Below are 12,486 nucleotides of genomic sequence, written 5' to 3' on the forward strand. Positions count from 1 at the left end.
GCTGTGAGAATGGCCTGATGACCTCAGTCGCCATCGTCACCGGAGCGTCCAGCGGGATCGGCGCGGCCACCGCCCGCCGGCTCGCCGCCGAGGGTTTCCACGTGCTCGCCGCCGCCCGCCGCGCCGAACGGCTCACCGACCTGGTCGCCGAGATCACCGCCGCCGGCGGGCAGGCCACCGCCGTGACCTGCGACATCACCTCGGACGACTCGGTGGCCCGGCTCGCCGAAGCCGCCGCCCAGGCACCCGGGCCGGTCACGCTCCTGGTCAACAATGCCGGCGGAGCGCGCGGGCTGGACCCGGTGGAGTCCGGCTCGGTCGCCGACTGGCAGTGGATGTACGACGTGAACGTGCTCGGCACCCTGCGGGTCACCCAGGCGCTGCTGCCGGCGCTGGAAGCCTCCGGCTCCGGCACCATCGTGGTGGTCTCCTCCACTGCCGGCCTGACGGTGTACGAGGGCGGGGGCGGCTACACCGCCGCGAAGCACGCGCAGACCGCCATCGCCGGCACGCTCCGCCTGGAGCTGTGTGGCCGGCCGCTGCGAGTCATCGAGATCGACCCGGGCATGGTGAAGACCGACGAGTTCGGGCTGGTCCGCTTCGAGGGCGACGCGGAACGGGCAGCCGCCGTCTACGCCGGAGTGCCGGGGCCACTGGTCGCCGAGGACGTCGCCGACTGCATCGCCTGGTGCGCCACCCGTCCCGAGCACGTCAACATCGACAGGCTGGTGGTCCGGCCCCGGGCCCAGGCCGCCCAGCACAAGGTGCACCGGGTCTAGCGAGGGGTGAGCCGGGTTTCCGAACCGCGCAGTCACGAACGGAGATTGGCCCGGAGGTCGACATGAGCCCTGCGGCGCGGCGGCGGCCGTTCGGCGTGGTCACGCGCGGCACGACGAACCCGAACCGGCTCCGTCGGGTGGACAACTGGATCGTCGCCACCTGCGCCGAGCGGCTGTTGGCGGCGGACGACCCGCTGGTGGTCGACCTCGGCTACGGCGCCACCCCGGTGACCGCTGTGGAGTTGCGCGCTCGACTGGCCGCCGGGGTCCGTCCGGACGTACGGCTGGTCGGGTTGGAGATCGACGCCGCCCGGGTGGCCGCCGCGGCGCCGGCCGCCGACCCACCCGGGCTGACGTTCGCCAGGGGTGGGTTCGAGTTGGCCGGGCTCCGGCCGGTGCTGGTCCGCGCGTTCAACGTGCTGCGACAGTACGACGAGAGCGAGGTGGCCGAGGCCTGGCAGACGATGACCGCCGCGCTCGCCCCCGGCGGAGTGCTCGTCGAGGGCACGTGTGACGAGTTGGGGCGACTCGCCAGTTGGCTGCTGATCGACGCCGACGGCCCGCAGACGCTGACCCTGGCCGCGAAACTCACCACGCTGGGCAGCCCCGCCGAACTGGCCGAGCGACTGCCCAAGGCGCTGATCCACCGCAACGTTCCCGGTGAGCCGGTGCACGGGCTGATCCGCGCCCTGGACGACGCCTGGCAGGCCGCCGCCCCGTACGCCACCTTCGGCCCCCGTCAACGCTGGCTGCACGCGGTGACCCGCCTCCGCGAAACGGGCTGGCCCATCCTCGGCAACCCCACCCGCTGGCGCCAGGGCGAACTAACCCTCCCCTGGCCCCTCCCCTAACCCACCCCACCCCCACGCCCACCACACCCCCCACGCCGATCTTGCACTTTCGGTCGTTGATTCGCCCCTGTTGTGGCCGTTATGTCCCCGCAGAAACTGCAAGATCGCGGGGGCAGGGGTGGGGGCAGGGGTGGGGTGGGGTGGGGGTTAGAGGGTGCAGTTGATGAGGACTGGTTCGGGGTGCAGGGTTACGCCGAAGCGGGCGTGGACCTGGTCGCGGATGGTGGCGGCCAACGCGAGCAGATCAGCGGTGTGGGCGGTGCCGCTGCGGTTGGTCAGGGCCAGTGTGTGCTTGCTGGAGATGGCCACTCCGCCCTCGCCGGGGTGGCCCTTGGCGAAGCCGGCCTTGTCGATCAGCCAGGCGGCGCTCACCTTGACCAGGCCGTCCGCCCCGGGCCAGGCGGGCGGGTCGCCCAGCTCGGCGGAGCGTTCCAGGAGCTGTTCGTACGTCGCGCGGTCGAGCACCGGGTTGGTGAAGAAGGAGCCGACCGAGCGAGTGTCCGGGTCGTTGGCGTCGAGCACCATCCCCTTGCCCGCCCGCAGCCGCAGCACCACCGCTCGGGCGTCGGCCAGCGGCACCTGCTCGCCCACCTCGACATCGAGGGCTCGGGCCAGCTCCGCGTAGCGCACCGGCCCGGAGAGCGGGGACCTGGCGAGTCGGAAGTCGACCGAGAGCACCACCCAGCGGTCCATGTACTTGAAGATGCTGCCCCGGTAGGCGAAGCCGCACTCGGCTGCGGGGATGACCTGACGGGTGCCCTCGACCCGGTCGTACACCTCGACGCCGGTGATCGTCTCGGCGACCTCCTGGCCGTACGCGCCGACGTTCTGGATCGGGGTGGCACCGGTCGAGCCGGGGATGCCGGACAGGCATTCGAGCCCGGCCCAGCCGTTGGCGACAGTGGCGGCGACCAGGTCGTCCCAGGGCTCGCCGGCGTCGACCCGTACGGTGACCGAGGTGGCGTCCTCGGCGATGACCCGCATGCCACGGGAGCGCACCAGCACGACGGTGCCGGGGAAGCCGGCGTCGCCGATCACCACGTTGCTGCCCCCGGCCAGGATCAGGACCGGCTGCGCCGCGGCGCGTACCGCGTGGACGAGCTCGTCGGCACTGCCGGCGGCCACGATCCGCTCAGCCGGCCCACCCGTTCGGAGGGTGGTGTAGCCGGCGAGTGGACCGGGGATGGCACGATCGGCGTCGGTTGTCGGCTGGGCGGAGGCGTCTGGCACGCCCTTCACCTTAGGCTGACAAGTAGCCGTGGCACCCACTGGTCGCCCGGCACCCCCGGGAGGATGGCGATGAGCAGACTGCAGGGCAGCAAGGATTTCTGGATCGGGGCGCTCCGGACGGAGGGTCCGGCTTTCGCGGCAGCGGTGGCCGAGGCGCCGCCGGAGACACCGGTGCTGTCCTGTCCGGGCTGGACGGTCAACGACCTCACACTGCACATGGCCGGCCTCTACCACTGGGTTTCGTCGTTCGCCGGTTCCGGCCAGACCGGCCAGCCGCCTCGGCGGGAGAAGATCGAGGCTGACCCGGGCGTGAACGCGCTCCAGTTGTGGCAGCAGGGTTACGAACGGGTGATGGCCGTCTTCGATGGGCTCGACCCCGAGGCACCGGCCTGGAACTGGGCTCCGCAGCCGAAGAAGGCCGGCTTCTGGCCGCGTCGGATGGCGCACGAGACGGCTGTGCACCGCTGGGACGCCCAGCTCGCCATCGCGGCTGGCGACCCGGTGGAGGCGAAGCTCGCGGCCGACGGGGTGAGTGAGGTGCTGGACACCTGGCTGCCGGCGGGCCGGCGGCAGGTTCCGGGTACCTGGCACGGGGTCGTGCAGCTCGGCGCGACCGACGCGGCCCAGGAGTGGTATCTGCGGTTGCGCGGCGAGGGGGTGGCGCTGCTCGACACCGCGACCATCTTCGACCACGACGATCACCACGCCCGCGCCCAGGTCAGCGGCACCGCTAGCGACCTGCTGCTGGCGCTCTGGGGGCGGGTGAGCTTCGAGACGCTCGACGTCGTCGGTGACCGCACCCTGTTGGAGGGTCTGCGCACCGGCTGACCGACCGACAACCAACGAGGGCGTCACCCCGGCGGGGGTGGCGCCCTCGTCGATGTCGGGGCACCCCGCCTACCGGGCGACGTCGTCCCGACGAGCGTTCATCACGGGAACGCAACGTCGAGAGAGCGCTCTCTTGACAGTGCGTTGGCGACCCACCACAGTGTCGTGAGAGCGCTCTCTTAGCCATCTGCCATCACCCGCCCGCCTTGAGAGAGGTCGATAACCAATGGCTGTCTTCCCGCGCCGCCGCCTCGCCGCAGTGGCCCTCGTCGCCGCCACCGCCCTGCTCGTCACCGCTGGCTGCGGCGGCGGTGACGAGCCGGGCGACGGACCGGTCACCCTGACCGTCGACGTCTTCGGCCAGTTCGGCTACGAGCAGCTCTACCAGGAGTACATGACCGCGAACCCCGGCGTGAAGGTCGTCGAGCGCGGCACCGGCACCAACCTCGACGAGTACTCGCCGAAGCTCACCCAGTGGCTCGCCGCCGGCCGGGGCGCCGGTGACGTGGTGGCCATCGAGGAGGGCCTGCTCGTCGAGTACAAGGCCAATCCGGCCAACTTCGTCAACCTGCTGGACCACGGCGCCGCCGACCTCAAGGGCAACTTCCTGGAGTGGAAGTGGAACGCCGGTCTGACCGCCGACGGCAAGCAGCTCATCGGCCTCGGCACCGACGTCGGCGGGATCGCCATCTGCTACCGCAAGGACCTCTTCCAGAAGGCCGGCCTGCCCACCGAGCGGGAGGCGGTCTCCAAGCTCTGGCCCACCTGGCCGGACTACATCGCCACCGGCGAGCGGTTCACCGCGGCGAAGACCGGCGCGTCCTTCCTCGACGGGGCGACGAACACCTTCAACACCATCCTGTTGCAGACCGCCGGCAACACCACCGGCTACAGCTACTACGACACCAGCGGCAACCTGGTGGTGGACAGCAACCCGTCGGTGCGGCAGGCGTGGGACACCACAATGGACATCATCGACTCGGGCCTCTCCGGCAAGTACGGCTCCTGGTCGGAGGAGTGGGTCTCCGCCTTCAAGCAGTCGAAGTTCGCCACCATCGCCTGCCCCGCCTGGATGACCGGCGTCATCGAGGCCAACGCCGGCACTGACGCCCAGGGCAAGTGGGACATCGCCCGGGTGCCCGGCAACGGCGGCAACTGGGGTGGGTCGCACCTCGCCGTGCCCAAGCAGAGCAAGCACCAGGCCGAGGCGATCAAGCTGGCCAAGTTCCTGACCAGCGCCAAGGGGCAGATCGGGGCGTTCAAGGCCAAGGGCCCGCTGCCCTCCTCGCCGCAGGCGCTCGACGACCCGGCGATCACCGGCGCGACCAACGCGTACTTCTCGGGAGCACCGGTCGGCGCCATCTTCGGCACCGGCGCGAAGAGCCTGAAGCCGGTCTACATGGGCCCGAAGAACCAGGCCGTACGGACCGAGGTGGAGAACGCCGTACGGACCGTGGAACTGGGTCAGCGCAGCCCCGCGCAGGGCTGGACCGACGCGGTGACCAACGCGAAGAAGGCCGCCGCCAAGTAGCCCAACCAGCGTGCGTGCGGGCGGGCTCCGACGACCGGAGTTCCGCCCGCAGTGCGGAAAGGAGTTCCCGGGCATGACCGTCCAGCTCGACGCCCGCCCGCCGGTGGTACCGCCGCCCCAGCGTTCGCCAGGCCGGCTCAGCCGGCTCGACACCCGGTACTCGCCGTACCTCTACGTCGCCCCGTTCTTCCTGATCTTCGGCATCTTCGGGGCGTACCCGCTGGCGTACACCTTCTGGGTCTCGCTGCACGACTGGGACCTGCTCGGAGCCGACCACCCGTTCGTCGGGGCGGAGAACTACACCCGGCTGCTGGCCGACGCGGACTTCTGGCACGCGCTGGTGAACACGCTGGGCATCTTCGTGATCTCCACGGTGCCGCAACTGCTCGCCGCGCTCTGGCTGGCCAACCTTCTCAACCGGGGCCTGCGCGCCCGCACCGGCTGGCGGATGGCGGTGCTCGTCCCCAACGTGACCTCCACGGCCGCGGTGGCGATCGTCTTTGGGGTGCTCTTCGGCCGCGAGTTCGGGATGATCAACTGGCTGCTCGACCTGGTCGGGGTGGACGCCATCGGCTGGAAGTCCAACCGGTTCGCCTCCTGGGTGGCCATCTCCGCGATGGTCGACTGGCGGTGGACCGGCTACAACGCGCTGATCCTGCTGGCCGCGATGCAGGCCATCCCCCGCGACCTGTACGAGGCCGCGGCGATCGACGGCGCCGGTCGGGCCCGGCAGTTCTGGTCGGTCACCGTGCCGCTGCTCAAGCCGACGATCATCTTCTGCACCATCATCGCCACCATCGGCGGCCTGCAACTCTTCACCGAGCCCCGGATGTTCAACTCCGGCACCAACCCGATCCGCGGCGGACCGCTGCGCGAGTCGCAGACGCTGACCATGTACATGTTCGAGAACGCCTTCGCCCCGCACTACAACTTCGGATACGGCTCGGCGGTGGCCTGGCTGCTCTTCGCGCTCATCGCGATCGTCGCGGCCGTCAACGTGCTGCTCCTGCGCCGCATCGGCGGGGACCGACCGCAGAAGGGAGCGGCACGTTGAGCCGACTCTGGCGGGCCAGCCCGCTCACCTACCTGGCCCTGGTCGTCGCCGCCGGCCTGTCGGTCTTTCCGATCTGGTGGATGTTCGTCGTCGCCAGCCGCAGCAACGACGCGATGGGCCAGCTGCCACCCCCGGTCACGCCCGGCGGCAACCTGGGCGCCAACATCGCCCGGCTGTTCGACAACCCCGACGCGTACTTCCTGACCGGTCTGATCAACTCGGCGATCGTGGCCACCACGGTCACCGTGTCCGTGGTGTTCTTCTCCAGCCTGGCCGGGTTCGCCTTCGCCAAGCTCAGGTTCCGTGGCCGCAACGCGATGCTGCTGGTGATCATCGCGACCATGATGGTGCCGACCCAGCTCGGCGTGATCCCGCTCTATCTGCTCATGACCAAGCTGCAGTGGAACGACCGGCTGCCCGCGGTCATCGTCCCGGTGCTGGTCACCGGGTTCGGGGTGTTCATGATGCGGCAGTACGCCGGCCAGGCGGTCAGTGACGAGCTGATCGAGGCCGCCCGGATGGACGGTTGTGGCACCGCCCGGACCTGGTGGCACGTGGTGCTGCCCGCGCTGCGTCCCGCCGCCGCCGTCCTCGGCCTGCTCACCTTCATGACCACCTGGAACGACTTCCTCTGGCCGTACGCTGTGCTGAACGATCCGGCGAATCCGACGGTGCAGCTGTCCCTACGAGCGCTGTCGGACGGGTACTACCAGGACATGTCGCAGGTGTTCACCGGAACGGCCATCGCGACGCTGCCCCTGCTACTGGTCTTCGTGTTGTTCGGCCGGCAGATCATCGGCGGAATCATGGAAGGTGCGGTCAAGGCGTGAACGAGCGGAGCGAGCCAACCAACCGGTCCAGCAACGAGATCCGGTTTCCCGAACACTTCCTCTGGGGGGCGGCCACCGCCGCGTACCAGATCGAGGGTGCGGCCCGCGACGACGGTCGCGGACCGTCCATCTGGGACACCTTCAGCCGTACGCCGGGCAAGGTGTACCAGGGCCACACCGGCGACGTCGCCTGCGACCACTACCACCGGTACGCCGACGACGTGGCGCTGATGGCCGAGCTGGGCCTGCGGGCGTACCGGTTCTCCGTCGCCTGGCCGCGGATCCAGCCCGACGGCACCGGCCCCGCCAACCCCCGTGGGCTGGACTTCTACGACCGGCTCACCGACACGCTGCTCGATCGGGGAATCGATCCGATCGTCACCCTCTACCACTGGGACCTGCCGCAGGCCCTCGGCGACCGGGGTGGCTGGACCAACCGGGACACCGCCGAGCACTTCGCCACCTACGCCACAGCGGTGTACGCCCGCCTCGGCGACCGCATCGACGTGTGGACCACGCTCAACGAGCCGTGGTGCTCGGCCTACCTGGGTTACGCCAACGGCCTGCACGCTCCGGGTGAGCAGGATCCGGCCGCGGCCTTCACCGCCGTACACCATCTGCTGTTGGGGCACGGCCTGGCGGCGCGGGCGTTGCGGGCGGCCGGCGCGCGCAGCGTGGGCGTCACTGTCAACCCGGCCGACGTACGCCCGGCCGACCCGCACAGCGCTGCCGACGCCGCCGCGGTGCGCCTGGTCGACGGTCTGCACAACCGGATCTTCCTCGATCCGCTGCTGGCCGGCGGCTACCCGGACGACGTCCGGGAGCACGTGGCCCGGATCGTCGAGCCGACGTTCATCCGCGACGGCGACGAGAAGGTGATCGCCGCCCCGATCGACCTGCTCGGCATCAACTACTACGCCCCGAGTTACGTGGCCGGTCGGCCCGACGGCGCCGGCAACGGCGCGTATCCGGGCACCGAGGGCGCTGTGCACTTCTTGCCGCCGGCCGGGCCGCTCACCGACATGGGTTGGATGATCGAACCGGCCGGGCTCACCCGGCTGCTGGAGCGGATCGCCGCCGACTATCCCGGTGTGCCGCTGCTGATCACCGAGAACGGTGCGGCGTTCCCCGACAAGCCCGGCGCCGACTCGCCCGACGGCCCGACGCAGGTGATCGACGCCGATCGCATCGCCTACCTCGACGGGCACCTCCGCGCGGCGCACGAGGCGATCTCCCGGGGCGTGGACCTGCGCGGTTATCTCGTATGGTCATTCCTGGACAACTTCGAGTGGGCGGAGGGTTACCGCAAGCGGTTCGGGATCGTGCACGTCGACTACCTGACCCAGCGGCGCACACCGAAGGCCAGCGCCCGGTGGTACCAGGAGGTGATCTCCCGGAACGGGCTGTGACGAGCGGGGGAGAGCGCGATGACGACGGCGCAGCGGCCGACGCTCGAAGCGGTGGCAGCGCGGGCCGGGGTGTCCCGCGCCACCGTTTCCCGGGTGGTGAACGGCTCCACCACCGTCGCCGAACCGATCCGCGAGGCGGTCACCCGGGCGGTCGCCGAGTTGGGGTACGTCCCCAACCTGGCGGCCCGCAGCCTGGTCACCCAGCGCACCGACTCGATCGCCCTGGTCATGCCGGAGGCGGCCACCCGGGTCTTCTCCGACGACCAGGTCTTCCCCGGCATCATCCGGGGCGTCAGCCAGGAGTTGGAGGCGGCCGACAAGCAACTGGTGCTGATGCTCGCCGGCTCACCGGCCGGGCACCACCGGGTCGAGCGGTACACCACCGGCCGGCACGTCGACGGCGTGCTCTTCGCGTCGCTGCACGGTGCCGACCCGCTGCCCGGCACGCTGGCCCGACTCGGCATTCCGGTGGTGGTCAGCGGCCGGCCGCTCGGCGACGTGCCCGTCCCGTACGTCGACGTCGACCACGTGGCCGGGGTGACAGCGGCCGTCCGACACATGATCGACAGCGGTCGTCGACGGATCGCGACAATCGCCGGGCCACAGGACATGGTCGCCGGGATCGAACGGCTCAGCGGTTACCGCAGCACTGTCGCCGACGCGGGGCTGCCCGAGCTGATCGCCATCGGTGACTTCACCCGGGAATCCGGGTCGGCGGCGATGCGCCGCCTGCTCGCCGAGCATCCCGACCTCGACGGCGTCTTCGCCGCCTCCGACCTGATGGCGCACGCCGCTCTGCGGACGCTGCGCGAGGCCGGTCGGCGGGTGCCCGACGACGTGGCGGTGGTCGGCTTCGACGACATCGAGACCGCCGCCTACACCGAGCCGCCGCTGACCACCGTCCGCCAGCCGATCGTGGAACTCGGCCGCCGGATGACCCGCCAACTGCTCCGGCTGGCCGCCGGGGAGACCATCGAGCAGGCGATCATGCTGCCCACCGAGCTGATCCGACGCGCCTCCGCCTGACCCGCGAACCGCGCCCGCCGCGCGGTGCCGCCCGGTCCGCGCCGCCGCGGGCGGACGGGCGCGCGGTTATTGCGTCGCTCCGGCCGGGGATCATGGTTAGCCTCGCCGACATGCCGGATCCTGCCTCGCTGCTGCATCTCCCCGCCCTCTCCGACGCCGCGAAGTCCGCGTATGCGGCCACCGTCGACGCACCTGCCCGGTCGGTGTTCACCGCTGGGGCGTGCCCGCTGGACGCCGAGGGGCGCACTGTCGCGCCCAGCACCCCGCTCGGGGTGACCGTGCGCGGCTACCCCGACCAACTGGTCGAGGTAGCGGCCGTCGCGGCCGTACGGATGAGGGCCTGACATGCGTATTCGTGTGGCGCGACCTGACGATGCCCCGGCCGTGGTGGCAATGCGCGCGGCGGTCTTCCCGTATCTGGTGCGCGGGGTCGAGTCGACCCGGAAGATGATCGCCGAACCGCCGCCCGAGGAGGGGTGGACGGCCTTGGTGGCCGAGGTCGACGCCGAGGTGGTCGGCTGGGTGTCGGCAGAGTGTGCCGGCTGGACCTCCACACCGAACTTCGGCGACATCTCGTTGCTGCACGTACATCCGGAGCACCGACGGCGCGGCATCGGCACCGCCCTGCTGACCGCCGCGACCGACCACCTCAGGCCACTGGGAATCCGCAAGGTGCGCGCCATGGCGCAGCCGGACGCGCTGCCCTTCGCCCGTCGGCACGGCTACGAGCCCAGCCGCGAGGTGCGTTACTCGGCGCTCGCCCTCGATCCGGTGCCCGCGCTACCCGAGGTGCCCCCGAACGTACGGCTGCTGCCGATCTCCGACCTGGACCCGCACCTGCTGTACGCGGCGGACGTGGCCGCGGCGGCCGACGAGCCGGGCGACGCGCCGGTGGACTCGATCAGCTACGAGAGCTGGACGTACGACGTGTGGGACAACCTCGGCTTGGACAAGACGGCCAGCACCGCAGCCGAGATCGATGGTGAGTTGGCCGCCTTCAGCCTGGTGAAGCGGGACGGGGACCGGATGTGGTCGGACTTCACCGGCACCATCCCGGCCTACCGGCGGCGGGGCCTCGCCCGGCTCACCAAGACCGCGGCGTTGCACCGGGCCGCCGCGAACGGCGTGCGCGTCGCGTACGCCTCGAACGACGAGGAGAACGGGCCGATGCTCGCGATCAACACTCGACTGGGCTACCGACCGGTGGCATCCCAGTGGACCTGCCTGGCCGACCTGACCTGATCAGCAGGCATCCTTGAGGGACCCGTTCAGACCTGGCGACCGGCCCGACCTGATCGGCGGGTCAGGGACAGCCACCCGAGAGGGCGTTTGCCACGCCGGGCGCATCGACAGGTGCGGCCGAGGGCACTGAGTCGACTCCCCTCACGCTCGCGACCCACCCATCTACCTCGATCACGTGATGAGAAGTAGGTCAATGTGGCCCCTGGAACCTACTTTTCATCACCTGATCGAGGCAGAAGCGGGGGACGGGGCCGGTCAGCCTGCCTCGAAGACCCGGCGGGCGGTGGCGTGGGTGTCGGCGCCGAAGAGCACCAGGCGGGCCTCGGTGACGGTGGCCGGGGTGGCCGAGCGCAGCACCGCCAGCGCCTGACCGACAGCGTCGTCGACCGGCCAGCCGTAGATGCCGGCGGAGATCAACGGAAAGGCCACAGTGCCAGCGCCCACCTCGTCGGCCACCCGCAGGCTGTTGGCGTAGCAGTCGCGCAGCAGCGCCGACCGGTCCTCGCTGGCTGACCAGACCGGCCCGACGGTGTGGATCACCCAGCGGGCCGGCAGCTCCCCGGCCGTGGTCGCCACCGCCTGACCGGTGGGCAGGCCCCTGCCGTAGCGGGACGCCCGCAGCGCCCGACACTCGGCCAGGATGGCGGGCCCACCGCGCCGGTGGATGGCGCCGTCGACCCCACCACCGCCGAGCAGTGACGAGTTCGCGGCGTTCACTATGGCGTCCACCCGCTGGGTGGTGATGTCCCCCTCGACCAGGGTGATCTCCATGTCAGCTCTCCTCGATCGGCTGGCCCATCGAGCGGCGGGCCAGCAACGTGGCCCCGGCGACGGCGGCCGGCATGATCAGCACCGCGCCGAGCGGGATCAGGAAGCAGAGGAAGACGGCCACGCCGAAGCCGAGCGCCGTGGGTCGGTCGGTCTTCAGGATCGTCCGGCGCTGCGGCAACCGCATCCCCCGTCGGTAGAACGGTGCACCCACCAGCTCCACGGCGAGGAACCAGCCACCCACGGCCGCCCCGATGACCGGGACGACCGTCTGGCCGACCACCGGGATGAAGCCGGCGACGAAGAGCGGGATGCCGACCAACGCCGTGAGCGCCACCAGGCGTACCGAGTCGGCGAGGCTGCGGCGCAGCGACGACCAGAAGGGCACCTCCACAGCGCCCGGCGTGCCGCCGTAGCGCTGCTCGACCTGCTCGGAGATCTTCTCGTAGAACGGGTCGCCGATGACCAGGGTGACAGCGGTGAAGGTGAGCACGCCGAGCAGGCCACCGAGCCCCAGGAAGGCCAACCCGGCGATCACCCGGACCAGGCTGCGGCCGGTGCTCGACCAGTCGTCGGCGAACGGGGTGACAAGCGCGGCGAGGTCGTCCACGAAGTACACCAGCGTGGCGAGCGCGGCCAGGAACAGCACGCCGGAGATCAGCGCCGGCACGATGCCGAGCAGCATCAGCCCCGGGCTGCGGACGTAGAGGCCCAACCCGCGCAGGAGCAGCCCCGCCCCGGCGAGGAAGCGTCCGACGACCCCGGTCACCGGGCTGGCGATTCTGCTGGCATCCACGATCGAGCAGCCTAACCAGCCGTGATCGGATCCGCCGGCCGGAGCGCTAGCAGCGACTCACCACGTACACATCAACCTGTTGACGGACAGCGGCGATCCACCGCGAACGCCAGGGTTCGTCGCTGACCGGTCGATTCGCCGA

The 12,486-nt window shown here is 70.9% G+C and carries 13 protein-coding genes; 10 read left to right on the forward strand and 3 right to left on the reverse strand.

Going from position 1 to position 12,486, the window contains the following annotated elements; all coding sequences use genetic code 11:
- Window positions 1–17: 17 nt before the first annotated feature.
- Together AB0B94_RS16930 and AB0B94_RS16935 are read left to right on the forward strand one after the other, a co-directional pair.
- The gene (locus tag AB0B94_RS16930) at window positions 18–779 is read left to right on the forward strand and encodes an SDR family oxidoreductase (RefSeq protein WP_357279703.1); all 762 of its coding nucleotides are present in this window, start codon (window positions 18–20) and stop codon (window positions 777–779) included.
- Window positions 780–841: 62 nt separating this feature from the next.
- On the forward strand, window positions 842–1,630 hold the full coding sequence (locus tag AB0B94_RS16935; protein WP_357279707.1) for a class I SAM-dependent methyltransferase: 789 nt from the start codon (window positions 842–844) through the stop codon (window positions 1,628–1,630).
- A gap of 147 nt (window positions 1,631–1,777) precedes the next feature.
- Here the strand turns inward: AB0B94_RS16935 and AB0B94_RS16940 are convergent, their stop codons facing one another.
- Complete coding sequence (locus tag AB0B94_RS16940) at window positions 1,778–2,860, reverse strand: UDP-N-acetylmuramate dehydrogenase (RefSeq protein WP_357279711.1); 1,083 nt, start codon at window positions 2,858–2,860, stop codon at window positions 1,778–1,780.
- A gap of 69 nt (window positions 2,861–2,929) precedes the next feature.
- Between AB0B94_RS16940 and AB0B94_RS16945 the strand changes: the two genes are divergently transcribed.
- From AB0B94_RS16945 to AB0B94_RS16980, 8 genes are all read left to right on the forward strand, one after another.
- Window positions 2,930–3,688: a maleylpyruvate isomerase family mycothiol-dependent enzyme gene (locus tag AB0B94_RS16945; RefSeq protein ID WP_357279716.1), complete on the forward strand. Its 759-nt coding sequence runs from the start codon at window positions 2,930–2,932 to the stop codon at window positions 3,686–3,688.
- 226 nt (window positions 3,689–3,914) lie between these two features.
- The gene (locus AB0B94_RS16950; protein WP_357279720.1) at window positions 3,915–5,219 is read left to right on the forward strand and encodes an extracellular solute-binding protein; all 1,305 of its coding nucleotides are present in this window, start codon (window positions 3,915–3,917) and stop codon (window positions 5,217–5,219) included.
- A 73-nt stretch (window positions 5,220–5,292) separates the two neighbouring features.
- Window positions 5,293–6,273 carry a sugar ABC transporter permease gene (locus AB0B94_RS16955; RefSeq protein WP_357279725.1) on the forward strand — a complete coding sequence of 327 codons (981 nt, stop codon included), beginning with the start codon at window positions 5,293–5,295 and terminating at the stop codon, window positions 6,271–6,273.
- Window positions 6,270–7,103 carry a carbohydrate ABC transporter permease gene (locus AB0B94_RS16960; protein ID WP_357279731.1) on the forward strand — a complete coding sequence of 278 codons (834 nt, stop codon included), beginning with the start codon at window positions 6,270–6,272 and terminating at the stop codon, window positions 7,101–7,103. The genes AB0B94_RS16955 and AB0B94_RS16960 overlap by 4 nt, the downstream gene beginning before the upstream one ends.
- Entirely contained in the window at window positions 7,100–8,512 is a 1,413-nt protein-coding gene (locus tag AB0B94_RS16965) for a GH1 family beta-glucosidase (RefSeq protein WP_357279738.1), read from the forward strand. The genes AB0B94_RS16960 and AB0B94_RS16965 overlap by 4 nt, the downstream gene beginning before the upstream one ends.
- 18 nt (window positions 8,513–8,530) lie before the next feature.
- Window positions 8,531–9,538, forward strand: a complete 1,008-nt coding sequence (locus AB0B94_RS16970) for a LacI family DNA-binding transcriptional regulator (protein WP_355578337.1) — start codon at window positions 8,531–8,533, stop codon at window positions 9,536–9,538.
- A gap of 110 nt (window positions 9,539–9,648) precedes the next feature.
- Window positions 9,649–9,882 carry a hypothetical protein gene (locus AB0B94_RS16975; protein WP_357279744.1) on the forward strand — a complete coding sequence of 78 codons (234 nt, stop codon included), beginning with the start codon at window positions 9,649–9,651 and terminating at the stop codon, window positions 9,880–9,882.
- 1 nt (window position 9,883) lies between these two features.
- On the forward strand, window positions 9,884–10,780 hold the full coding sequence (locus AB0B94_RS16980; protein ID WP_357279750.1) for a GNAT family N-acetyltransferase: 897 nt from the start codon (window positions 9,884–9,886) through the stop codon (window positions 10,778–10,780).
- Between the two features lie 255 nt (window positions 10,781–11,035).
- On the opposite strand, the gene AB0B94_RS16985 is transcribed toward AB0B94_RS16980, so the two are convergent.
- Window positions 11,036–11,551, reverse strand: coding sequence for an O-acetyl-ADP-ribose deacetylase (locus AB0B94_RS16985; protein ID WP_357279754.1), 516 nt, complete (start codon window positions 11,549–11,551; stop codon window positions 11,036–11,038).
- Between the two features lies 1 nt (window position 11,552).
- A complete protein-coding gene (locus AB0B94_RS16990) occupies window positions 11,553–12,344 on the reverse strand; it encodes an EI24 domain-containing protein (protein ID WP_357279759.1) in 792 nt (263 codons plus the stop codon).
- Window positions 12,345–12,486 lie beyond the last annotated feature (142 nt).

The organism is Micromonospora sp. NPDC048986, from assembly GCF_040649335.1.
Classification (GTDB): domain Bacteria; phylum Actinomycetota; class Actinomycetes; order Mycobacteriales; family Micromonosporaceae; genus Micromonospora; species Micromonospora alfalfae.